This is a genomic window from Pseudorhodoplanes sp., from assembly GCF_059499825.1.
Window position 1 is genome coordinate 282,767 of the sequence record NZ_JCABZI010000010.1, and the last position, 24,326, is coordinate 307,092.

The window sequence follows — 24,326 nt, forward strand, 5'->3', positions numbered from 1 at the left end:
TACATTGCGACTCATGAGGCGTGTCATTTCGTCATCGTTCCTACGCATCGCGGCCGCCTGCGCCGTCCTGCTGACCTTGCCGTTTGCGCAGGCGCGGGCGCAGGACACCTCCGACCTCGTCAAGGTCGAGCTTCTGAGCGAGCCTGCGGCGATCACGCCGGGCGAGCCGTTCCAGGTCGGCATCCGCCTGACCATGAAGGAGCATTGGCACACCTATTGGCGCAATCCGGGGGATTCCGGCGAGGCGACGACCGTCGACTGGAAGCTGCCCGAGGGCTTTGTCGCCTCCGGGCTGGAATGGCCGGCACCGTCGCTGATCAGGCTCGGCCCGGTCACCAGCTTCGGCTACGAGGGTGATGCCATTCTGCTGGCGCGGATCACTCCGCCGGCCCATCTGAAAGCGGGCGATACGGTCACCCTGAACGCGCAGGTGGCTTTCCTCGTCTGCGAGAAGGAATGCATCCCCGGCGAGGAGAATGTATCGCTCGCGCTGCCGGTCGCGGCATCGGGCGGCGCGTTGCCGGGCGCCAACAGCGCGGTCTTCGATGCCGCGCGCAGTCAGCTGCCGCAGCCGTCGCCATGGACAGCGACCTTCGCAGCCGATCCGAAGGCCATTACGCTGTCGTTGCCGAATGCCGACCTCAAGCGCGACAATGTCCGCTCGGTCACCTTCTTTCCCTATGACAACACGCTGATCGTCAATTCGGCGCCGCAGACGCTTGTCGCGGCGGGCGAGGGGACGCGGCTTGCCATCGAGCGCGGGCAGGTATCGCAAAGCCTTCCGCAGCGTCTTGATGGCGTGCTGGTGGTCGAGGAAGATATCGGTAGCAAATCGGCGCGGCATGCTTTTGCCCTCGATGCGACGCCGGCACCGATCGCGGGGCAGGGGATCAGCCTCCTTCAGGCGGCATTGCTCGCACTGGTCGCGGGCGTCATCCTCAATCTGATGCCCTGCGTGTTCCCGGTGCTGTCGATCAAGGTCTTGCATCTGACGCAGCACGCGCAGGAATCCGCGGCCCGCATTCGCATGCACGGCCTTGCTTATACCGCGGGCATTCTGGCGAGCTTCGGAGTGCTCGCCGCAGTGCTCTACGCGCTGCGCGCCGGCGGCGACGAAGTCGGCTGGGGTTTCCAGTTGCAATCGCCCGCGGTGGTGGCGGCGCTGGCCTTCGTGATCTTTGCCTTTGGCCTGAGCCTCTCGGGCATTTTGCCGATCGGGACCTCGCTGACCCGGGTCGGCGGCAGCAGGTTGCTGCAGAGGACCGGGCTGTCAGGGTCGTTCTTCGCAGGCACGCTGGCAACGGTGGTCGCGACGCCTTGTACCGCGCCGTTCATGGGTGCCTCGATCGGCTATGCGCTGACCCAGCCTGCGATCGTCGGGCTGACGGTGTTCCTCAGTCTCGGATTGGGACTGGCTTTACCGTTTCTCGTGCTGGCCTTCGTTCCGGGGCTTCAGCGAATGCTGCCGCGGCCGGGCCGGTGGATGGAGACGCTCAAGCAGTTCCTGGCCTTTCCGCTTTACGGCACCGTGGCCTGGCTGATCTGGGTGCTGAGCTTCCAGGTCGGTCCCACTGCATTGGCGGCGGCGCTCGCCGGCCTGGTGCTGATCGCTTTCGCGGCCTGGGCCTATGGTCTGGTGCAAGGCCAGAGTGGCCGTTCCGCGCTCGCCTTTCGCGGCATGGCGACAGCCGCGGTCATTGCCGTTGTGGCAATTGCCGTCACCATCCGCCCGGACCATTCCGGCGGGACCAACGCGCAGGCGCCATCCGCCGAGGCAGGCTACGAGGCCTTTAGCCAAGAGAGGCTCGATGCGCTGCTCGCTTCTGGCCGTCCGGTCTTTGTCAACATGACCGCGGCCTGGTGCATCACCTGCCTTGTCAACGAGCGCACGTCGCTGTCGAGCGAGGCTGTGCGCGAGGCCTTTGCCGGCAAGAATATCGCCTATCTGAAGGGCGACTGGACCAACCGCAATCCGGAAATCACTCGCCTGCTGGAGCGTTTCGGCCGGTCGGGCGTGCCGCTCTATGTGCTGTATCGCCGCGGCCAGCAGCCCGTGGTTTTGCCGCAAATTCTCACACAATCGCTTGTGCTCGAGACGATCCAGTCGATTTGACCGCCAACACAGCAACGGGAGACAGAGATATGAACCGACGCGTCTTCGCAACGACGATCGCCGCCGCTGCGATCTCGCTGATCGCAATGCCTGCCTTGCATGCCGAGCCGAAAGTCGGCGCGCCGGCACCGGCCTTCACCGCGGTGGACAGCAACGGCAAGACCGTCAATCTCGGCGACTTCAAGGGCAAGACGGTGGTTCTGGAATGGACCAATGACGGCTGCCCGTATGTGCGCAAGCATTACGGCTCCGGCAACATGCAGGCGTTGCAGAAGAAATGGACGGACGAGGGGATCGTCTGGCTGTCGGTGATCTCCTCGCCGCCGGGCGAGCAGGGCTTTGCCGATGCCGCCCGCGCGAATTCACTGACCACGGACCGCAAGGCCGCGCCGACCGCGGTGCTGCTCGATCCGAAGCAGCAGGTCGCGAAAGCCTATGGAGCTCTTGTTACGCCGCATATGTATATCGTCACGCCCGACGGGACATTGGCCTATGCCGGCGCAATTGATGACAAGCCGACGGCACGCACAGGTGACATCAAGGGCGCGACCAATTATGTCGACAACGCGTTGTCCGAACTCAAGGCGGGCAAGCCGGTGTCGACCACCAATACCCGGGCCTATGGCTGTGTGGTGAAATACAGCTCGTAAGCTTGCCGGCACCTGTTCCGATCAGCATGTGCCCGCCTTGCGCGGGCACATTGCGTTTTACATCGCACGCCTTTTCAGGCCGTCCGTACCGGCCGGACCAGACCCTTCACGGTCTTCCATATCGGTGTGATCGCATAGCCCGTGATGGGGATCAGCACGGCGCCGATCGCCAGGCCGACGACGCCCGCGCCCGCAGCGCCGACGATCCATTCGATGGCGCCCTGCGCGAACGGCATGACATGCGCGATCGCCTCCGCCGCGTGATGAATGGCGTGCCCGACCGATGTGTATCCGTAGGTCTCCAGCCCATGCACGATGATGCCGCCGCCGACCCAGATCATCGCGGCAGTGCCGACGACGCTCAGAATCTTCAGGAAGTACGGCATGCCGTAGACGAGTCCGCGCCCGACAACGCGGCTCAGGCCGCCGAGCACGGAATTGCTTCGATTGCTGGCCAGCGAAAGGCCGACATCGTCGGCCTTCACGATGATCGCCACCGCGCCGTAAACGGCAACGGTAATGCCAATTGCGACGACTGCGAGGACCACGGCCTGCATCCAGAAACTGCTTTCCGGAAGGACGGATAGTGCGATCGCCATGATCTCGGCGGACAGGATAAAATCGGTCTTGATCGCGCTCGCGACCTTCTGGTCCTCAAGGGTCTTGGGATCGATGGCGATCGGTTCGAGCGCCTTCTCATGCGCATGGGCCTTGTGCGGGAAGGCTGCCTCGAAAACCTTCTCCGCGCCCTCGTAACAGAGATACGCGCCGCCGAGCATCAACAGCGGCGTAATCGCTCCGGGCAGGAAATAGCTGAGCGCCAGTGCCGCCGGCAGCAGGATCAGAAGCTTGTTACGTAGCGAGCCGATCGCGATCTTGCGGACGATCGGGATTTCGCGCACCGCGGCAAAGCCCATCATGTAGCGCGGGGTCACAGCAGCGTCATCGATGACTACGCCGGCGGCCTTGGCGCCCGCCTTTGCCGCCTGGGTGGCGATGTCATCGAGTTGTGCCGCGGCCACCTTGGCGATGGCGGCGACATCATCGAGAAGGGCGAGTAGACCGACGCTCACGACCGGATCGTTCCTAGCGAAGGACGGTCCAACGCGGTGCCGGCCCGTTGGTTCCGTTCAGCGCGCAATCACACCGCGCCGCGCCATCTGGGCGATGACCTGTTCGGCCATCTCCTCCGGCGAACCTTGCTCGGTATGCAGCCTGATTTCGGGCTCGAGCGGCGGCTCGTAGGGGGAGTCGATGCCGGTGACGTGAAACGCCTTGCCGGCCCGCGCCTTGGCGTAGAGCCCCTTGGGATCGCGCTCCTCGCAGATGGCGAGCGGGGTATCGACGAAAACCTCGAGGAATTCACCCGGCTCGTGACGCTCGCGCACGGATTGCCGTTCATTGCGGAACGGCGAGACGAAGGCACACAGCACCACCAGACCCGCATCCACCATGAGACGGGCGACTTCGCCGGCGCGGCGCACATTTTCCACGCGGTCGGCTTCGGTGAAGCCGAGATCGCGGTTCAGCCCGAGCCGCATATTGTCACCGTCGAGCGCGTAGGTGTGGATGCCCCGCAGGCTGAGTTTCTGTTCGACGATATTGAGAATCGTGGATTTCCCCGCACTCGGCAATCCGGTGAACCAGACGGTCGCCGGGCGCTGGGCCTTCATCTTGGCGCGGAACGCCTTGTCGATTTCGTAGCTCTGCTTGACCAGGTTGCTGGCGCGGTAGAGCGCAAAATCGGCCATGCCCGCGCCCGCAGTGGCGCCGGTCTGCCGGTCGATCAGAATGAACGCGCCGGTCTCGCGATTCGTGATGTAGGGGTCGAATGCGATCGGCTCGGTGGTAGCGATGTTGCAATAGCCGATGTCGTTGATGTTGAGTGTCGTCACCGCCGCGTGTTCGCCGGTTTCGATATCGGTGCCGTGCTTCAGCGCGGTGATGGTTGCGGCCACCGTGTGGGTGCCGATCCGGAGCGAATAGGTGCGACCGGGCAGCATCGGATTCTCGTTCAACCACACCAGATGCGCGGAGAACTGGTCGGCAACCTGGGGCGCGGCATCCACCGGAGTCAAAATATCTCCACGCGACACGTCGACCTGGTCGGCAAGCTCGATGGTCGCCGCCTGACCGGTTTCGACGCTGTCGACGGTGTCGGGATAGATGTAGATTTCCCTGATCGTGGACGGGCGCAGCGAGCGTCCGACGATGATGCTGTCGCCACGGTTGAGCACGCCTGACGACATGTAGCCGGCATAGCCGCGCCCGCCGGACTGCGTCCGCACCACCGATTGCACATGAAAGCGCGCCGGCTGCTCGTGCTGGTGCGTCGAGATCGGCACGGTCTCGAGATGCTGCAGCACGGTCGGCCCCTTGTACCAGGGCATGCGCTCGCTGCGGCGCACGATATTTTCGCCGTCGCGCGCGACGATCGGGATCGCCTCGACATGCTCGAAGGCAAGCTGCCCCGCGAACACCTGATACTCGTCGCGGATGGCGTTGAACGGCGCCTCCCGGCAATCGACCAGATCCATCTTGTTGACGACCAGCAGAACCCGCCGGATGCCGAGCAACGACAGAATGCGGCTATGGCGGAGCGTCTGCCGGGTCAGGCCGGCCTTGGCGTCGACCAGCAGCAGCGCGAACTCGGCGTTGGAGGCGCCGGTCACCATATTGCGGGTATATTGCTCGTGGCCCGGTGTGTCGGCGACGATGAAAGCGCGCTTCGGCGTGCCGAAATAGCGATAGGCGACGTCGATGGTGATGCCTTGTTCGCGCTCGGCCTCCAGGCCGTCGAGCAGCAAGGCGTAGTCGAGGTCGTCGCCGGTGGTTCCGAATTTCTTCGACAGGTGAACGAGGTTTGCCATCTGGTCGTCCGGCACCGAGCCGGTTTCCACCATCAAGCGGCCGATCAGGGTCGACTTGCCATCGTCCACCGCGCCGCAGGCGAGGAAGCGCAGATGATCGCGTTCGCTGACAGGGGCGCGCATCAGAAGTAACCCTCGCGCTTCTTGCGTTCCATCGACGACACCTCGTCGGCATCGATCAGGCGGCCGGCGCGCTCCGACTGTCGCGTCGTCCGCAATTCCTCGACGATGTCGGAGACGCTTGCGGCCTCCGACAACACCGCTGCGGATAGCGGATAGCAGCCGAGCGAGCGGAAGCGGATCAAGACCTCCCGGCTCTGCTCTCCCGGCAGCATTTCAAACCTGTGGTCGTCCACCATGATTAGGCTGCCGCCGCGTTCGACCACCGGGCGTTTCTCGGCGAAATACAGCGGCACCACGGGGATGTCTTCTGCGAGGATGTATTCCCACACGTCGAGTTCGGTCCAGTTCGAGAGCGGGAACACCCGCATGGTCTCGTCGTCGGCGATCTGCGGATTGTACAGATGCCAGAGTTCTGGCCGCTGCCGCCGCGGATCCCAGGAATGGTTCGGTCCGCGCACCGAGAAGATGCGCTCCTTGGAACGGCTCGGCTCCTCGTCACGCCGCGCACCGCCGATGGCGGCGTCGAACTTGTACGCGTCGAGCGCTTCGCGGAGCGCGACGGTCTTCATCTCCCGGGTCCAGACGGACGATCCCGAGCGGATCGGATGGACGCCGTTCTCGAGCGCTTTTTTGTTGGTGTGGACGATCAGGTTCAGATCGAGTTCCGACTTCATGCGCTCGCGATGGGTGATCATGTCCCGGAATTTCCAGGTGGTATCGATATGCAGCGCGGTGAACGGGATCTTTGCCGGGTGGAAGGCCTTGCGGCACAGATGCAGGAGGACGCTCGAATCCTTGCCGATCGAATACATCAGCACCGGGCGTTCGAACGCTGCCGCGGTCTCGCGCAGGATGACGATAGCTTCCGTCTCAAGACTGGACAGATGGCGGGAGAGATTGCGGGTCATGATGGCCGTTTGGGGAAAAAAATTCCATGCGGGGCTTCGGGCCGGTCGGGAAATTCTACCTTTCGGCCCGATAGTTAGCAGCCAAGGGGTGCTTTCGGACGGCGCTATTTAGCGGCGCGGCAGGGGCCTGTCGAGGTTTGATTCAACACCCGAACCGAGCCTTTCGGCTAGGCCAGCTGTCAGCGCCTTTAGTGTCGCCGTACGATCGGCATGTCCGCATAGACCTTGTAGGACTGCGATTTCGGCTTCGCCTTGTCCTCTTCGTTGACATACTGGATCGAGCTCTTCCCGAGCAGCGCTTGCGGCAGGATCATCACCCGGATGAAGCGGCTCGGCCGGTCGAGTGCGGCTTGGGCAAAGACCGGTTCGGATCCGGATTCGAACCACGCACCACCCGGGCCGTAACTGGTCGATCGGCCGTGCGTATCGATGCGGATGCCGCCTTCGATCAGGCATCGGATCCCTGGGCCCTGGTGCCTGTGCAGATAGGCCACTCCCCCCGGTGGAAAGGCGACGCTGTCGCCGCGAAGCAGCAGATCACCGGCCGGCAGATATTCGAGTGGAGCGGCAAGCCTGGTACGCGACGCAACGCCGTTTGCGATCACCACATCGTCGCCTGCCGATTGCGACAGTTCGTAACGCCAGCACATCGCCCCGCCGGGGCCGGCGACAATCCTGGCGGCGCCGTCGCCGTGCCAGGTTTCGCCGTCGATCGCCGACACCCCCGCGACCGATATCGCACCGTGCAGGACGAAAATCATGCGCGGCTCGGCCGCGAGCGTCATCACGGCGCCGTCGCTGAAAACGTCCTCAACCAAACGCAGGATCGGGTTCATGTTCTCTGACTTGGCTTCTGGTTAGAGGATTTCGAACACGCTGTAGACCGGGCCGGTCGCCAGCCGGTGGCCATAGGCGACCGAAGCGATCAGGTTGAGAAAATTGTATTTCTCCGATGCGGTCTCGAAATAGGGCGTGGCGCGCATGTAGTAGAGCGAAGGATTGACGACTTCGCCCTTGGCGATGCGGTCGAGCACATCCTTCGGTCCGTGGCGGATGCCGCGATAGGTCATTCCGATCAGGGCGCCGTCGTCGGTCTCCATCACGCAGCGCACGTCAAGCATCCAGGCGCCGTCGGCGCGCACCGCCTGCCAGTCGCTGCCGCCCGACAGAATTTTGCCACGCAGTCTTTCGCCCTCGAAGCGGCCGCCGGTGATTTCGCCGACGCGGCGGTCAACCCCCGGGGTTTTGCCGATGACGCTGGCGGGCTTCACCGCCAGTTCGAACAGGAATAACGGCCGCAGCCGCAGCTCCGTCATTTCGCGCGGCAGGATCGACGCAAGAGATGCGCGATCGACCATGGCATTTCCCCCATTACCACTTTTTTCGCAGCCTAGACGCATGGCAGCGCGCGGTCGAGGGCGTTCTGTCAGCTCAGGAGCACCGCCACCTTGACGTGGCCCTCGTTGCGCAAAAGACGGATGGCGACGCCTGTGTCCTGTCGATGGATGGCAAGGTCGACGCTCAGCGCGCCGACACGGAGGTCGCGCAAAACAATCTCATCGAGAAACGGCGGAAGTGCCGGGTCGCGCAGGCTGATCTCGTTTCGCTCGGGATCGAATTCGATTCCGAGGGCGGCCTGGATCATCAAAAACGGCGCGCCGGCCGCCCAGGCCTGCGGCGCGCAGGCCACCGGATACAGGGTCGGGCCGCGGCCGCGCGAGCGCTGAAATCCGCAATAGAGTTCGGGAAGCCGCCGCAGATCCATATAGACTGCCGCATCGAACATTGCCCGGAATACGCGCATGACTGCGTTCTTGTGGCCGTAATGCGCAAAGCCCGCGGCAATCAGCGAATTGTCGTGCGGCCAGACTGACCCATTGTGATAGGACATCGGATTGTAGCGCGGCTCCTCGCGCGCGAGCGTCCGGATTCCCCAGCCGGAGAAGAATGTCGGCTGCAAGAGTTGCTGCGCCACCAGGGCGGCACGTTCCGCCGATGCGATGCCGCTGAACAGCACCTGTCCGGCATTCGAACTGCGCACCCGGCAAGGCCGCTTGCGCCCGTCCAGCGCAAGCGCGTAACTGCCGATATCCTCGCACCAGAACGCGTCTTCGAACCGCAATCGCAGCTCTTCAGCGGAGCGCGCCAGCCGGTCGGCCGTGTCGCGATGCCCGAGTCGACGCGCGATCTTTGCTGCGTTCGCCTTGGCTGCATAAACATAGCCTTGCACCTCGCACAACGCGATCGGTCCGGCAGCGGTGGTGCCATCGGAATGGAAAATCGAATCGTGGGAGTCCTTCCAGCCCTGATTGATCAGCCCATCGTCATTGGCACGGTGATATTCGACGAAGCCATCGCCGTCAGGATCGCCCGGTCCATCGATCCAGCTGATGGCGCGCTCGATATTCGGCCAGAGTTCGTTTAGCAGGCCGACATCGCCGGTGCGATCGAGATACAGACCCGCCAGCAGTACGAACAACGGCGTGGAATCAACGCTGCCATAATAGCGGCGGAACGGTACCTCGCCCAAATGCGCCATTTCCCCGTTTCGCATTTCGTGCAGAATCTTGCCGGGTTCGGCGTCGGCAGCCCGATCGAATGTATCTGCCTGCAACGCCGCAAGGTGGCGCAACACGCCGCGCGCGATCTCGGGCCGGCACCACAGCATCTGGATTGCCGTGATGATGCCGTCGCGGCCGAACGCGGTCGAGTACCAGGGAATGCCGGCATAGGGATAGGGGCCATGCTCGGTCACGGTCAGCAGCATTGCGAGATCGGACGTGCAGCGGCACAGCATCTCGTTGAAGATCGCGTTCGATGTTGTGATCGCGGTCTGGCCGCGGCTCGCGGCTTTTCGTGCCTGAAGGGCCGAGCGCATGCTGCGCCGGAACGGCGGTGGTAAGGATGCGCGCGCGTCCTCGCGACATTGCACGGCGAGATCGATTATCTCGAATTTCCCGGGTGCCAGCGCGAGATTATATGTGGCCATGCCGGTCGACAGCTGGTCAGGGGGCGGTTCGAAAGTCAGCGCGGTACACCGCAGGGTGTCGTCGAGTCCGCAATATTTCATCTGGACCTGACCGGACGTAATAATTTCGGTCGTGGCCCGGCCTCGACGCTCGCGCCGCATACCGCGGACCTCGAACAGATCCGCAAAATCGCTCGAAAAGGAAAGGCCGAGAACGCTGCTGACCGCGCGGTCTCCGTGATTCTGGACCCGCAGCCGCTGATAGGCGGTGTTATTCCAAAGAAAGACCGTCCGGATGATGTGAAGTGTGTCCTTCGGCAGCACGAGCTTCTGCTCGAAGTAAATGTCGGGATTGGTCAGATCGACGGTCAGCAGCGCATTGTCGTCGCGCACATTGGAACCGAGCGACAGCAGTTGAGTGCCGTTGAGTTGCAGTTCAAGAAGCCCGAGAAAACGCGTGTCGCGGCAATACAGGCCGTCAGCGCCTCCGGGCGTGGCGCCGATGTCGCCGTGGCTGTCGAAAATTGCAAAGCAGTCATCGTGTTTGAGATTCCGGCGAGGACGCGTGGATGGACCCGTCGCCGGAATGTAGAAGGGCACCTCGGCAATCTGCTCGATCAGTTGCGCTGTCGGCTCCTGCTGTTTCGGCCGTTGCAAAGCCAAAACCTATAGTCCGGACGCGATGACTTGAGGCGGCGCCATGTCCGGTTTCACAAATGAAGCGGGACTGTTTCCGGCTGCTTGCAGGGCGCGGTAAACGGCGACATAGTCCATGGCCATTCGGGTGGCGGAGAATCGTTGCTCGAACCGCCTCCTGATCTTCCGCCGGTCGAGTCCGATGACACCCGGCAATGCGGCCACCGCCTGGTCGACGCTGTCGACAACCGCGCCGGTGATGCCGTCCTCCACGATCTCAGGCACCGACCCGCAGCCGAAAGCGAGGACCGGCGTACCGCAGGCCATCGCCTCGATCATGACGAGGCCGAACGGCTCCGGCCAATCAATCGGGAATAGCAGCGCACTGGCTTCACCGAGAAAATCGCTCTTCTGGCGCTCGTTGATCTCGCCGATGAACTCGATTCCGTCGCTCTCATTGATGAGGGGTGCGATCTGCTCGCGAAAATAGGCTTCATCGACCCGATCGATCTTGGCGGCGATCTTCAACTTCGCGCCGGTTGCCCGCGCAATCGCGATAGCACGATCCGGCCGCTTTTCAGGAGCGATGCGCCCGAGAAAGGCGAGGTAGCCCCCACGCGGATTATCGATGGCTCGATGCAGGTCCGTCGGCAGCCCGTGAGGCACGTTGGCTGCGAAATTGGCAATTGGGATCGGTTGGCGCTGAGCCTTCGAGATCGACACCAGCGGCATCTCCGGGAAGCCGAGATAAAGCGGCATCAGGTCGGGCAGGTCCTGACGCCCATGCAACGTCGTCAGGGTCCGTCCCGCAATCGACCGGAACAGCGGGAAGTGAAACTGATCGATATGGAAATGCAGGATGTCAAATTCGTCGGCCCGGCGCGCCACCCGATCCAGCATCAGCATGTAGTAAGGAATGACATCGCGAATATTCTTTTCGAGCCGGAGAGCGCGGGGAACGCAGGGCACGAGTTCGGCGGCCGTGATTGAATCGCCGCTGGCAAACAGCGTCACATCGTGTCCGAGCCGGACCAGTTCCTCGGTAAGGTAGTGCACGATGCGTTCAGTCCCGCCGTAGGTTTTCGGGGGAACGCCTTCAATAAGAGGCGCGATTTGGGCGATGCGCATCGGAGGCCCTTTGGGTTCTCCCAACGGAAAGGCCTTTGGGTTCGCTTCACAACGTCTCGCAGCGCAATAAGTTGCGCGTGTCCCCAATATCGTTTGACGGGACGCCCGCCGCGAAGGCTCCAGGGCCGACCTACGGGTTGGGCAAAGCGGGACATACGGCCACGGACGGCCCACAATTCAGCAATTGTCCCACCGGCATGGTTGAAGGTATCGTCGCGGCAGAAACAAGTTTCTTCCGGAGGGAATGGGAATGGCCAAATTCGGCATCGGGCAAGCGGTCAAGCGGGTCGAGGACCAGCGTTTTCTGACCGGCAAAGGGCGGTATGTCGACGATATCAACCTGCCGAACCAGGCTTATGCGGTCGCCGTGGCGTCTCCCTACGCCAACGCCCGGGTCAAGCGCATTGATACCTCGAAAGCCAAGGCCTCACCGGGCGTGCTGCTGGTCCTGACCGGCGCCGATGCCAAGGCGGACAAACTCGGCGAATTGACCGCGCATCCGATGCCGGAAGAGGTTGGCGCGCCGGCCGGCTTCCGCACCTGGCTGCCGCTGATCTGCGACGACCGTGTCCGCTATGTCGGCGACCGCGTCGCTTTCGTGATTGCCGAAACCCAGATGCAGGCCCGCGATGCCGCCGATCTGGTTGAGGTCGAGTATGAGGAATTGCCGGCGGTCACCGATCTCGAGGACGCCGCCAGGGAGGGCGCGCCCAAGGTCTGGGAAGCCAACGAGAAGGGCAACTGGGCGTTCGGCCTGATGTTCGGCGACCAGGCCGCGACCGATGCCGCTTTTGCCAAGGCCAAACGTGTCGTCAAGGCGCGCATCGAGCACAATCGTCTCGCACCCAATGCGATGGAGCCGCGGGTCGCCATCGGCGATTACGACGAGGCCGACGACCAGTACACGCTCTATACCTGTTCGCAGAACCCGCATGGCGTGCGCATGGAATTGTCGCACATCTTCCACTGCGCCGAGAGCCAGATCCGCGTGGTGTCGCCCGATGTCGGCGGCGGCTTCGGTCTGAAGGGCAGCCCGTTCCCGGACGATTGCGTGACGTTGTGGGCGTCGAAGAAACTCGGCCGTCCGGTCAAATGGCTCGCCACCCGCACCGAGAGCCTGCTCACCGACCGGCACGGGCGCGAGATGGTGATGTACGGCGAAATGGCGCTGGACGAGAGCGGCAAGATTCTCGGCCTGCGCATGAAGGCGCTGTATCAGGTCGGTGCCTATTTCGTCGGCCCGGGCCTCGTGCCGGCGGCCTTTGCGCTGCGGTTCTCGCCGGAGGCCTACGACATCCAGGCGCTGCATGTGATGGTGCAGGGCCTGCTGACCAATACGTCGCCAGTCGGTCCCTATCGCGGCGCCGGACGCCCGGAAGCGGCGTATTTCACCGAGCGCATGATCGAGCAGGCCGCACGCGAGATGGGGATTGCGTCGGATGAAATCCGCCGCCGCAATCTCATTCCGGAAAGCAAGCTGCCCTACACGACACCGACCTTCTGGGTCTACGATTCCGGCGAATTCCATCGCGTGATGGACAAGTGCCTCGATGTCAGCGACTGGAAGGGCTACGAGGCGCGCAAGAAGAAGTCGGAGAGCGAAGGCAAGCTGCGCGGCCGGGCCGTGACTTTCTATATCGAGCAGGGCGGCATCTTCAACGATCGCATGGACCTGCGCTTCGATCCGTCGGGCTCGGTGTCGATCATCGCCGGTACGCATTCGCACGGGCAGGGGCACGCCACGGTGTTCGCGCAACTGGTGCACGAATGGCTCGGCGTGCCGTTCGAGACCATCCGTTACATCCAGGGCGACACCGCATCGGTGCCGTTCGGCCGTGGCACTTACGCCGCCCGCTCGTCGCTGGTCGGTGGCAACGCGCTCAAGGTTGCGTCGAATGCCATCATCGACAAGGCCAAACCGATGGCGGCCGCGCTGATGGAAGCCGCTGAAGGCGACCTCGAATTCAAGGATGGGTCGTTCCGGGTGGTCGGCACCGACAAGACCATTCCGCTGACGGAAGTGGCCAAGGCGTTTTATGCCCCGATGGGTCCTCTCACCGAGAAGATGGGCGTCGGCCTCGAAGCGCAGGGCACCTATTCGACCAATCCGCCGAACCATCCGAACGGATCGCATGTCGCCGAGGTCGAGGTCGATCCGGAGACCGGCGAGGTGCGTGTCGACCGCTATTATGTGGTCGACGATCTTGGCGTGGTGCTCAATCCGATGATCGTGCGCGGGCAGATCCATGGCGGCATCGCACAAGGCATCGGCCAGGCGCTGATGGAGCATGCGGTCTACGACAAGGAGTCGGGCCAGATGCTGTCCGCCACCTTCATGGATTACGGCATGCCGCGCGCCGACCTGTTCCCGGAGATCGAGACCCATCTCGAAGAGGTGCCGTCGAAGACCAATCCGCTCGGCGTCAAGGGCATCGGCGAAAGCGGCACGATCGGCGCGCCGCCGACCGTGATCAACGCGATCCTCGATGCGCTGAAACCGCTGGGCGTGAAGGAGCTCGATATGCCCGCCACGCCGGCGCGGGTCTGGGATGCGATGAGCAAGGCGCGCGCGGCGTAAGCCCGAGCGTCAACCGGCGGCGCGTGCGTCCTGCGGCCATGACTGGTACGGCCGCAGCACCAGCGCGCCGTTGTAATAGTCCGGCTGGCCGGTGATCTCGGCGCCGACCCAGTCCGGCACCGCGAATTGCTGCAACTCGTCGCGCAATTCGATTTCCGCGATGACGAGGCCCTCGTTCTCGCCGGCAAAGACGTCGACTTCAAAGGTAAGGTCGCCGTGCGGCACGAGGTGGCGCACCTTTTCGATCACCGCGCCGTGCCGCAATCCGATCATCGCCTCGGCCTCGATCACCGGCACCGGATATTCCAGCTCCAGCCGCCGCAGAGTCGTCGAGCGCGACTTGACGCTGAGCGTCGCCTCGAGGTTGTCGCGGATACGCACGCGCACCGACGCATTGCCTTCGGTTGCGAGATAGGCCTGCCGGATTGCGATGCGTTTGCTGACCTCGCCGCGCCATGCGTCGCTGCGCACCAGGAACTTGCGTTCGATTTCGAAAGCCATCGGTTACCACACCTTCCGCAACAATCCGTACCTGCCCGATACCGGTTCGCACCGCGACCGGCTCACCCGCGATACTCCGCCGGCAGAGAGAACGATACCGTCTGCCCGCTCAGCCGGTCTTTGACTGCAAGCGAAAAGTCGTGATCGCTGTCGGACAATCCGCCATCTGCCGTTTGCCGGACCACGAAAACAAGCTCGCGGCGCAGGCTCTGGCGCGGCGCGAGCATGATCGGACCGCGAAACACCGCGTCGGCGGCCAGGCCGCGCCGGGCGATGGCGATGAGATCGTCGCGCGTCGGCATTGCGGTTTGCGGAACCGCACGTGCCCGATCGCGCGGCGTGACCAGCAGCGACAGATCGAGATCGAGGCTCCGGTATCGCGAGCGGTTGCACATCGTCACTTCGCCGAAACTCGCGCAATGCGACCGCAATCCATCGCCGCCGGAATAATTTGCGAAATAGCGCCGCTGCACGGTGGAGATAGACAGCGGCAATTGCCCGGTCCTGACGCTGATGTGGCGCGACTGGTGGCTGAACGGCCAGCCATTCGAGCCGATCAGGATCAGCCCCGCCATGAGCGAGGCTGTGCCGCCGATTGCCAGCACCCATCCGAGCACGACCCACCGCTCCGCATCGCTGTCGTAGCTGACCGTGCGTCGCCCCCGCTGCCACTGCATCAGCAGCGCCAACGTTAGCGCGATCAGGGCGATGGCCGCCACCGCAATGATGACTGGATCTTGGATAAACGGATATTGCGTAAACGCATGATAACGCGACGTTGCCGGCACCAGCCGCGGCAAGATCGGGCACAGACCCGCGATTGAGTGCGCGCCACCAATGAGCGCCGCCAGCAACGCGGCGCCGAGCAGCGCGGGAACGAGCCGGAGGAGATGGCGCATGCGCGCAGGCTAGCACGCCATACGCGGACGCCTTAGCCCGATCGCGCCTGTCCGTCCACATATGTCGAGAAACGTCTCGTGGAAGTTACGCGCCGGTTACCGCGTTTGCACGATCGCTCCGGACCTTTTCGCGCTTTTCGCTCGATGCACTGACGCGCTTGCCGGCGGCTTTAGGGGCGGGCTCCGAATCGGCCTGCGCCGCTTCCGTTTCGGCGTCGCGCTGCAGGCGGGCTGCGCGCAGCTTTTCGATCCGGTCGATCGCGGCCTGATGGGCCTTGCGATAATCGTCCGCGGCCTTGGCGCGTTCGGCGATAACTTCGGGAAGGAGAGGTTTTGTTGCCATGGCCTGGACAACGCGCAGGCACCTTTTTGGTTCCATTCCTGAGGTTCGCCTCCAAGACCAAGCCGACCCGCTTGCCGCGCCGGGTCGCGGTTCTGCGACGCACGGCTTCACCCTGAGCCACGCGGCCTGGACGCAATCGCGAGACCAGGCTGTTGCCCCGCGAACGCGGGACCCCATACGCGCTGGCCATCGGTTCTCGCGCCCGGCAACGGCCCGGTGCGCGCATTCGCATATCCACCTATCCACATGCGCGCTGAACGTTTCGCGAACGGCGCCGCGGACGACCGCGACGCGCGGCTTTGCATCGCCGGTCTTGGATCGCCCGCCTTAAATCTTAAGATTTTTTCGTCGCGCCGCCTCACCGGGCTTGCGCTGGCTCAATACCGGCCGCCCGCCGAGCGTTAGAATTCACAAGCTTCGTCGGGCCAACGAAGCCGGCGGCCTGAGCCGAATGGCGAAGATCCACTCCGGTTCAGGTCGCTCTGTCATGCGCGGGGCGATCCGCCCGAGACGATCAGCCCGCGGGCGCGCCAATCTTTGCCGTTCTCACCGGCAGTCGTGAGGGTTGCGGCGCCTGAATCAGGCCAGAACCCAAAATCGAGCTGAGAAAAAGGCCGCCGACTGAGGCAGCCTCTTTAGTGGACAGTGAGAAACTGGATCAGAACACCGGGCAGGTCTGGATGGCGGTGCAGCCGCCGAGCGTATAATTCACCGATGCCTCGCCACCGGCAGCGCTTTCCAGCGTGTCGTCCGAGACGTCGAAGCTGAGGATGTCCTCTTCCGACTGATTTGGTCTTGTCGCCTGCTTCATCGCACGATCCCTCCATGGTTGGGGCCGTCACCATAGCATGTCACGGGATCACCGCCGTCTGTGACGAATGTCTCAGGCACACGAAATAAGGCCACTCCCGAAATCTAAACCGGCCACTCTCGGTCAAAACAGGCCAGTACCCGTACCCGCAAAAAGAACATATTGCGAACTTAGAACAAATGGTGTACATTGAGTCTTGTTCGGTCGAAACAGCCCGAACGGTCCGAAACCAGCCGAGCGGAGAAGCGGGCGAGAGCCGCGCGTATACGCCGCCCGAATCGTCAGTCATAAGGAGCGACAATGGCCCAGGCCGCCCTGCGTTTGGTTGAAGGTTCCTCCATGGACAAGTCGAAGGCTCTTGACGCCGCGGTCTCCCAGATCGAACGCGCGTTCGGCAAGGGCTCGATCATGCGGCTCGGCAAGAACGACAAGGCGATGGATATCGCCACCGTGTCGACCGGGTCGCTCGGGCTCGACATCGCGCTCGGCGTCGGCGGTCTGCCGCGCGGCCGGGTGATCGAAATCTACGGGCCGGAATCCTCCGGCAAGACCACGCTGGCGCTGCACACCGTGGCCGAAGCGCAGAAGAAGGGCGGCATCTGCGCCTTCGTCGATGCCGAACACGCGCTCGACCCGGTCTATGCGCGCAAGCTCGGCGTCAATGTCGACGACCTCCTGATCTCGCAGCCCGATGCCGGCGAGCAGGCGCTGGAAATCACCGATACGCTGGTGCGTTCCGGCGCGGTCGACGTGGTGGTGGTGGATTCGGTCGCGGCGCTTGTGCCGAAGGCCGAACTCGACGGCGAGATGGGCGATTCGCTGCCCGGTTTGCAGGCCCGGCTGATGAGCCAGGCGTTGCGCAAGCTCACCGCCTCGATCAACAAGTCCAAGACCATGGTGATCTTCATCAACCAGATCCGGATGAAGATCGGCGTGATGTATGGCTCGCCGGAAACCACCACCGGTGGCAATGCGCTGAAATTCTATGCCTCGATCCGGCTCGATATCCGCCGCATCGGCGCGATCAAGGATCGCGACGAGGTGGTCGGCAACCAGACCCGCGTCAAGGTGGTGAAGAACAAGCTGGCGCCGCCGTTCAAGCAGGTCGAGTTCGACATCATGTATGGCGAGGGCGTGTCGAAGATGGGCGAGCTGATCGACCTCGGCGTCAAGGCCGGCGTGGTGGAGAAGTCCGGTGCCTGGTTCTCCTATGACTCACAGCGGATCGGGCAGGGGCGCGAGAACGCCAAGACCTTCCTGCGCAACAATCCCGACATGGCTGCGTCGATCGAGGCTGCCGTGCGGCAGAATTCAGGGCTGATCGCCGACAAGATCCTGGCCGGCGAGGAAGAGACCGACGACGACGGCGAGGACGACGCCAAGGAATAATCCGGACTGCCCTCCATCCGCGTCGCCGCGCGGGCCGGGTGAGGGGACCGCTTGCCTCGCGGTCCGCTCCCCGGCGTTTTTTTGAGCGGCTTCCGTAGGTCGGACCTGCCTAGGCAGTGCGGTGGCCTGTTCGCGCGGGCACCGAGCGCGGGCCCCAACGGGCTGACGGGCCGGCGATGACCGCCGTTGCCGCCCGGCCTGTCATCTCCTGGCGCCTGTCATCTCCTCAAGTCGCCATCTGCTCGCGTGTCCGGCGGCTCCTCGCCTCTGGCAGACCCGAACGGCCCGCAAGCGCCGGAAATCGGTCCGTTTCTGGACTTGGCCGGGCGGCGTCGCTACATATCCCCCGAAACATCAATCCGATCCGGGCCTTCAACCCCGGCGCAGACAGGGGCCGCGGACAGGCTGCCGCGGCGGCAAATCTTTCATGAGCGGCGTCAACGATATCCGGGCTGGGTTCATCGACTACTTCGCGCGCAACGGCCATGAGCCGCTGGCGTCCTCGCCGCTGGTGCCGCGCAACGATCCGACCCTGATGTTCACCAATGCGGGCATGGTGCAGTTCAAGAACGTTTTCACTGGCCTTGAGAAGCGCCCCTATGCGCGGGCGGTGACTTCGCAGAAATGCGTCCGCGCCGGCGGCAAGCATAACGATCTCGACAATGTCGGCTACACCGCGCGCCACCACACTTTCTTCGAGATGCTCGGCAACTTCTCGTTCGGCGATTATTTCAAGGATCACGCGATCGAGCTGGCCTGGAATCTGGTCACCAAGGATTTCGGCCTGCCGAAGGACAAGCTCACCGCCACCGTCTATATCGACGACGATGTTGCCTTCGACCTGTGGAAGAAGATCGCGGGCCTGCCCGAGAGCCGCATCATCCGCATCGCCGGCTCCGACAATTTCTGGGCGATGGGCGATACCGGGCCGTGCGGTCCGTGCTCGGAAATCTTCTATGATCACGGCGACAAGATCCCGGGCGGTCCTCCCGGCTCGCCGGACCAGGACGGCGATCGCTTCATCGAGATCTGGAATCTCGTCTTCATGCAATACGAGGCGCTGCCCGATGGCAGCCGCCTCGATCTGCCGAAGCCGTCGATCGACACCGGCATGGGGCTCGAGCGCATCGCCGCGGTGCTGCAGGGCACTCACGACAATTACAGCATCGATCTGTTCCGCGCGATCATCCAGGTGATCGCCGAATTGACCAAGGTGTCAGCCGAAGGCCCGCAGAAGGCGTCGCATCGCGTGATCGCCGATCACCTGCGTGCCTCGTCGTTCCTGATCGCCGATGGCGTGTTGCCGTCGAACGAGGGCCGTGGCTATGTGCTGCGCCGGATCATGCGGCGCGCCATGCGCCACGCGCAATTGCTGGGCGCGCGTGACCCGCTGATGTGGCGGCTGGTTCCGGTGCTGGTGCGCGAGATGGGTCAGGCTTATCCGGAACTGCATCGGGCCGAGGCGCTGATTACCGAAACGCTGAAGCTCGAGGAGACGCGCTTCCGCAAGACGCTGGAGCGCGGGCTGTCGATCCTGGAAGACGAGTCGAAAGGGCTGAAGCAGGGCGACGCGCTAAAGGGCGAGACCGCGTTCACGCTCTACGACACCTATGGCTTTCCGCTCGATCTGACCCAGGATGCGCTGCGCCCGCGCGGCATCGGGGTCGACCTCGATGCCTTCAATGCGGCGATGGATAAGCAGCGCGAAAAGGCACGCGAATCGTGGAAGGGCTCCGGCGATGCCGCGGCCGAGACAGTTTATTTCGGGCTGCGCGAAAAGCTCGGCGCCACCGAATTTCTCGGCTACGAAACCGAAAGCGCCGAAGGCGTGGTGATGGCGCTCTTGCGCGACGGCGCGCGCACTGCCGAGTTGAATGCGGGCGAAACCGGCGCGGTGATCGTCAACCAGACGCCGTTCTATGGCGAGTCGGGCGGCCAGGTCGGCGATACCGGCGTGATGACCGCGGACGGCGTGCGCTTCCGTGTCACCGAAACCCAGAAGAAGGCCGGCGACCTGTTCGTGCATACCGGCGTGGTGGAGGAGGGCAGCCTGAAGGACGGCCTCGCGCTGCAGCTCGACGTCGAGCACGGCCGCCGCTCCGCGATCCGCGCCAACCATTCGGCGACGCATCTCCTGCACGAGGCGCTGCGCCAGATCCTCGGCGATCATGTCGCGCAGAAGGGCTCGCTGGTCGCGGAAGAGCGGCTGCGCTTCGACTTCTCGCATCCGAAGCCGATGACGCCCGAGGAGATCGAGAAGGTCGAGGACCTTGCCAACGATTTCGTCACCCAGAATTCCGAAGTCACCACGCGGCTGATGGGGCTCGACGAGGCGCGCGCGTCCGGCGCCCGGGCGCTGTTCGGCGAGAAATACGGCGATGAGGTGCGGGTGGTGGCGATGGGCGAAAAGCCCGGCTCCAATACGCTCGGCTGGTCGGTCGAATTGTGCGGCGGCACCCATGTCAAGCGCACCGGCGATATCGGGTTGATCTCGATCGTGGCCGATCAGGGCGTCGCCGCCGGCGTGCGGCGTCTTGAGGCGCTGACCGGCCGCTCCGCCCGCAAGGCCGCGAATGCAACCATGCAGGCGGCGCAATCGGTGGCGACGGATCTCCTGCGTGTGTCGGTCGCCGACATGCCCTCGCGCATCACCCAGTTGCTCGACGAGCGCAAGAAGCTCGAGCGCGATCTGGCAGACGCGAAAAAGAAACTCGCCATGGGCGGCGGTGGCGCCAAGGCGGGCGGCGACGACGGCGTAAGGACCGTCGGCGACATCAAGCTCCTGGCGCGCGCCGTGACCGGCATCGACATCAAGGATCTCAAGGGTCTAGCCGACGAGGGCAAGAAGCAGGTCGGCTCCGGTGTGGTCGCGTTGGTCGCAACCAGCGACGACGGCAAGGGCAGCATCGTGGTCGGGGTCACCCCCGATCTCGTCTCGCGCTTCTCGGCTGTCGACCTGGTGCGCAAGGCGTCCGAGGTGCTGGGCGGCAAGGGTGGCGGCGGCAAGCCCGACATGGCCCAGGCCGGGGGGCCGGACGGCTCCAAGGCGGACGCGGCACTGAAGGCGATTGAGGCAGCGATCGGCGGCAGCTAGCGTCGCCGGAGCGGCTTGTCGCCTGACGGTCTTCCCGCGACATCGGCAAGCCACCTGCAGGCCCTGTCTGCAGGTTCTTGATACAGCATATTGGCTCGCCCGTTGCATGGGGCGCCGATGACGGGCTCGCGCCCGATCGCGTTTTAGGGGACGAAGACCTTTGCTTCACGCCGAACATCTGAAAAGCGTCCTGATCTTTCTCGTCGCCGCCGGGATCCTGGTGCCGCTGCTGCACCGGTTTCTCGGCACGGTGCTCGGCTTCCTCCTGATCGGCCTGGTGCTCGGCCCCTTCGGCATCGGCTATCTCGACGATTTTTACCCCTTCCTGCAGTACGTCACGCTGGAGGATCCGAAAGCGGCGGAGCCGCTCGCCGAACTCGGCGTCGTGTTTCTGTTGTTTCTGCTCGGCATGGAATTGTCGCTGCCGCGGCTGTGGCAATTGCGGCGCTATGTGCTCGGCGTCGGGCTCGTGCAGGTGGCGATCTGCATTGTGGTGATCGGGACCACCATCCGCATGAGCGGGATCACGCCGCCCACCGGCCTTATTCTCGGCATGTGCTTCGCGCTGTCCTCGACGGCGATCGTGATGCAGCTTCTGATCGATCAGCACCGGGCCGCGACACCGGTCGGGCGCGTGGCGCTGTCGGTCCTGCTGTTTCAGGATCTGATGGTGGTGCCGGTGCTGTTCGCGATCGGCATCCTGGAAGCGCGCAATGCCGGCGACAAGTCGCTGGTCGACCTGCTGTTGCCATTCGGCCAGGCTTTCGTCGCGGTCGGCGTCATCATGGTGGTCGGCCGCTATGTGGTCACACCGCTGATGCGCTCGGCGGCGCGCACCGGCTCGCGTGAACTGATCATGGCGATCACCCTGACCATCGTGGTCGGCATCTCGGCGGCGACCGGGGCATCGGGCCTTTCGGTGGCGCTCGGCGCGTTCCTCGCCGGGCTGCTGCTCAGCGACAGCGAGTACCGTCATCAGATCGAGGTCGATCTCGACCCGTTCAAGGGCCTGCTACTCGGCATCTTCTTCGTCACCGTCGGCATGGTGATCGACCTCAAGGTGGTCTGGAACCATATCGGATGGATTTTGCTCGCGCTGGTCGGCCTGATCGCGGTCAAAGCGAGCGCGCTGTATTTCGCGGCGCGGCTATTCAAGGTGGCGCGGCCGGTTGCAGCCGAAGTCGCGCTGCTGCTGGCGCAAGGCGGCGAATTTGCCTTCATCGTGATCGGCCTTGCGAGCGGCAAGGGGCTGCTCGACCAGGAGATTGCAACCTCGGCAATCGCCGTCGCGGGCTTGAGCATGATGGTGACGCCGTTACTGGCGAGCGTTGCGCGCCGGATTGCGGAGCGGCTCGACACAATGGATCATGAACATCACACGCCCGAAGCCGGTACGGCCGAGCTGCGCGATCATGTGGTGATCGGCGGCTTCGGACGCGTCGGACAGACGGTGGCGCGCGTGCTCGACAGCGAAAACGTGCCCTGGATTGCGTTCGATACCAACGGCGCGCTGGTGACCGAGCAGCGCGAACAGGATCGGCCGGTCTATTTCGGCGACGCCAGCCGGCACGAGATTCTGCACCATGCCGGCATCAGGAAGGCGCGGGCGTTCATCGTCACGCTCGGAAGCGCGGAAGCGACCGAGCGCATGGTGGCCGAGATCATCAAATTGCGGCCGAAGGCGATGGTGCTCGCGCGCGCCAAGGATTCCGAACACGCGTTGCGGTTGACCAAGCTTGGCGCGGCCGACGCCATTCCCGAGGCGGTCGAGGCCAGCCTGCAACTGGCCGGGCGCCTGCTGGAGAATCTCGATTTCCCCGAAGAGGTCGCCGATCGGCGCATCGCCGATATCCGCAACCTCGAGGTCGTCGCCGTGCAGCGCGCCGCGAAGAAAGCGCGCAAGGCGGAGAGGGCAGCCTCAAAGGCGAGCGAAGCGCCTGCGGCCGAGTAGGCCCGGAGGCGCGCCGTTCGTTCATGAACCCGTTATTCTGAAGTCCGAGCGAAGCGCGCCTCTAAGGATGACGGCCGCAGTCCTTCGAGACTCGGCTGCTGCGCAGTCTCGCATCGCAGGACGACGGCGAACTCAAGCCATCGCCTTTTTCAGGTTCTCGTCGATCTTGTCGAGGAAGCCGGTGGTCGATAGCCACTTCTGCTCGGGGCCGACAAGGAGGGCCAGGTCCTTCGTCATGAAGCCCGACTCGACCGTGTCGATGCAGACCCTCTCCAGCGTGGCCGCGAATTTCGCCAGCGCGGCATTGTCGTCGAGCTTGGCGCGATGCGCGAGGCCGCGGGTCCAGGCGAAGATTGAGGCGATCGAGTTCGTCGAGGTCTCTTTGCCTTTCTGATGTTCGCGATAGTGGCGCGTCACCGTGCCATGCGCGGCTTCCGCTTCCACCACCTTGCCATCCGGCGTCATCAGCACCGAGGTCATCAACCCGAGCGAGCCGAAGCCCTGCGCCACCGTGTCGGACTGCACATCGCCGTCGTAATTCTTGCAGGCCCAGACATAGCCGCCGGACCATTTCAGCGCCGAGGCGACCATGTCGTCGATCAGGCGGTGTTGATAGACGATGTTGCGCTTGTCGAACTCGGCCTTGAAGTCCTTGTCGAACACCTCCTGGAACAGCTCCATGAAGCGGCCGTCATATTGCTTCAGGATGGTGTTCTTGGTGGACAGATAGACCGAGTAATTGCGCGAGAGGCCGTAATTGAACGAGGCATAGGCAAAGTCTCGGATGGAATCGTCGAGATTGTACATCGCCATGGTGACGCCGGAGCCGGGCGCCTTGAACACTTCCTTCTCGATGACCTGGCCGTCGTCGCCGGTGAACTTGATCGTCAGCGTGCCCTTGCCGGGGAACTTGAAGTCGGTGGCGCGATACTGATCGCCGAATGCGTGGCGGCCGATGATGATCGGCTGGGTCCAGCCCGGCACCAGGCGCGGCACGTTCTTGCAGATAATCGGCTCGCGAAAGATGGTGCCGCCGAGAATGTTGCGGATGGTGCCGTTCGGCGACCGCCACATTTCCTTCAGACCGAATTCCTTCACCCGGCCTTCGTCAGGGGTAATGGTGGCGCATTTCACCGCGACGCCGACCTCCCTGGTCTTGTTGGCTGCGTCGATGGTGATCTGGTCGTTGGTCTCATCGCGCTTCTGGACGCTGAGATCGTAATAGAGCAGGTCGATATCGAGATAGGGGTGGATCAGCTTGTCCTTGATGAACTGCCAGATAATCCGGGTCATCTCGTCGCCGTCCATCTCGACAACGGGATTCGTCACCTTGATCTTCGCCATTTCAGGGAGCTACCTTTTGA

General features: G+C 63.7%; 18 protein-coding genes. 6 read left to right on the plus strand and 12 right to left on the minus strand.

The window, feature by feature from the left end:
• Window positions 1–13 precede the first annotated feature (13 nt).
• Both AC5I5I_RS15085 and AC5I5I_RS15090 read left to right on the plus strand, forming a co-directional pair.
• Window positions 14–2,113, plus strand: coding sequence for a protein-disulfide reductase DsbD family protein (locus AC5I5I_RS15085; protein WP_495974418.1), 2,100 nt, complete (start codon window positions 14–16; stop codon window positions 2,111–2,113).
• A gap of 29 nt (window positions 2,114–2,142) precedes the next feature.
• A complete protein-coding gene (locus AC5I5I_RS15090; RefSeq protein WP_495974420.1) occupies window positions 2,143–2,763 on the plus strand; it encodes a thioredoxin family protein in 621 nt (206 codons plus the stop codon).
• A gap of 74 nt (window positions 2,764–2,837) precedes the next feature.
• Here AC5I5I_RS15090 and AC5I5I_RS15095 read toward each other — a convergent pair whose 3' ends face one another.
• From AC5I5I_RS15095 to AC5I5I_RS15125, 7 genes are all read right to left on the minus strand, one after another.
• A complete protein-coding gene (locus tag AC5I5I_RS15095; protein WP_495974422.1) occupies window positions 2,838–3,836 on the minus strand; it encodes a DUF808 domain-containing protein in 999 nt (332 codons plus the stop codon).
• A gap of 57 nt (window positions 3,837–3,893) precedes the next feature.
• Window positions 3,894–5,756 carry an adenylyl-sulfate kinase gene (gene cysC, locus AC5I5I_RS15100; protein ID WP_495974424.1) on the minus strand — a complete coding sequence of 621 codons (1,863 nt, stop codon included), beginning with the start codon at window positions 5,754–5,756 and terminating at the stop codon, window positions 3,894–3,896.
• Window positions 5,756–6,664: a sulfate adenylyltransferase subunit CysD gene (gene cysD / locus AC5I5I_RS15105; RefSeq protein WP_495974426.1), complete on the minus strand. Its 909-nt coding sequence runs from the start codon at window positions 6,662–6,664 to the stop codon at window positions 5,756–5,758. The genes cysC and cysD overlap by 1 nt, the downstream gene beginning before the upstream one ends.
• A 188-nt stretch (window positions 6,665–6,852) precedes the next feature.
• Complete coding sequence (locus tag AC5I5I_RS15110; protein WP_495974428.1) at window positions 6,853–7,500, minus strand: cupin domain-containing protein; 648 nt, start codon at window positions 7,498–7,500, stop codon at window positions 6,853–6,855.
• 21 nt (window positions 7,501–7,521) lie between these two features.
• The gene (locus AC5I5I_RS15115) at window positions 7,522–8,022 is read right to left on the minus strand and encodes a DUF3237 domain-containing protein (RefSeq protein ID WP_495974430.1); all 501 of its coding nucleotides are present in this window, start codon (window positions 8,020–8,022) and stop codon (window positions 7,522–7,524) included.
• Window positions 8,023–8,090: 68 nt separating this feature from the next.
• A complete protein-coding gene (locus AC5I5I_RS15120) occupies window positions 8,091–10,289 on the minus strand; it encodes an amylo-alpha-1,6-glucosidase (protein WP_495974432.1) in 2,199 nt (732 codons plus the stop codon).
• 9 nt (window positions 10,290–10,298) lie between these two features.
• Complete coding sequence (locus AC5I5I_RS15125) at window positions 10,299–11,396, minus strand: glycosyltransferase family 4 protein (RefSeq protein ID WP_495974787.1); 1,098 nt, start codon at window positions 11,394–11,396, stop codon at window positions 10,299–10,301.
• 250 nt (window positions 11,397–11,646) lie between these two features.
• Between AC5I5I_RS15125 and AC5I5I_RS15130 the strand changes: the two genes are divergently transcribed.
• A complete protein-coding gene (locus tag AC5I5I_RS15130; protein ID WP_495974434.1) occupies window positions 11,647–13,974 on the plus strand; it encodes a xanthine dehydrogenase family protein molybdopterin-binding subunit in 2,328 nt (775 codons plus the stop codon).
• Window positions 13,975–13,983: 9 nt separating this feature from the next.
• Here AC5I5I_RS15130 and AC5I5I_RS15135 read toward each other — a convergent pair whose 3' ends face one another.
• The 4 genes from AC5I5I_RS15135 to AC5I5I_RS15150 all read right to left on the minus strand — a co-directional run bounded on the left by AC5I5I_RS15135 (window position 13,984) and on the right by AC5I5I_RS15150 (window position 16,528).
• On the minus strand, window positions 13,984–14,475 hold the full coding sequence (locus AC5I5I_RS15135; protein ID WP_495974436.1) for a CYTH domain-containing protein: 492 nt from the start codon (window positions 14,473–14,475) through the stop codon (window positions 13,984–13,986).
• 62 nt (window positions 14,476–14,537) lie between these two features.
• A complete protein-coding gene (locus tag AC5I5I_RS15140) occupies window positions 14,538–15,374 on the minus strand; it encodes a hypothetical protein (RefSeq protein WP_495974438.1) in 837 nt (278 codons plus the stop codon).
• 85 nt (window positions 15,375–15,459) lie between these two features.
• A complete protein-coding gene (locus AC5I5I_RS15145) occupies window positions 15,460–15,717 on the minus strand; it encodes a hypothetical protein (RefSeq protein WP_495974440.1) in 258 nt (85 codons plus the stop codon).
• A 658-nt stretch (window positions 15,718–16,375) separates the two neighbouring features.
• The gene (locus tag AC5I5I_RS15150; RefSeq protein WP_495974442.1) at window positions 16,376–16,528 is read right to left on the minus strand and encodes a hypothetical protein; all 153 of its coding nucleotides are present in this window, start codon (window positions 16,526–16,528) and stop codon (window positions 16,376–16,378) included.
• A 300-nt stretch (window positions 16,529–16,828) separates the two neighbouring features.
• On the opposite strand from AC5I5I_RS15150, the gene recA reads away from it, so the two are divergent.
• From recA to AC5I5I_RS15165, 3 genes are all read left to right on the plus strand, one after another.
• On the plus strand, window positions 16,829–17,917 hold the full coding sequence (gene recA / locus AC5I5I_RS15155) for a recombinase RecA (protein WP_495974444.1): 1,089 nt from the start codon (window positions 16,829–16,831) through the stop codon (window positions 17,915–17,917).
• Between the two features lie 427 nt (window positions 17,918–18,344).
• A complete protein-coding gene (gene alaS, locus AC5I5I_RS15160; RefSeq protein WP_495974446.1) occupies window positions 18,345–21,011 on the plus strand; it encodes an alanine--tRNA ligase in 2,667 nt (888 codons plus the stop codon).
• A 160-nt stretch (window positions 21,012–21,171) separates the two neighbouring features.
• Entirely contained in the window at window positions 21,172–22,962 is a 1,791-nt protein-coding gene (locus tag AC5I5I_RS15165; protein ID WP_495974448.1) for a cation:proton antiporter domain-containing protein, read from the plus strand.
• Between the two features lie 132 nt (window positions 22,963–23,094).
• Here AC5I5I_RS15165 and AC5I5I_RS15170 read toward each other — a convergent pair whose 3' ends face one another.
• Window positions 23,095–24,306, minus strand: a complete 1,212-nt coding sequence (locus AC5I5I_RS15170) for an NADP-dependent isocitrate dehydrogenase (RefSeq protein ID WP_495974450.1) — start codon at window positions 24,304–24,306, stop codon at window positions 23,095–23,097.
• Window positions 24,307–24,326: the final 20 nt, after the last annotated feature.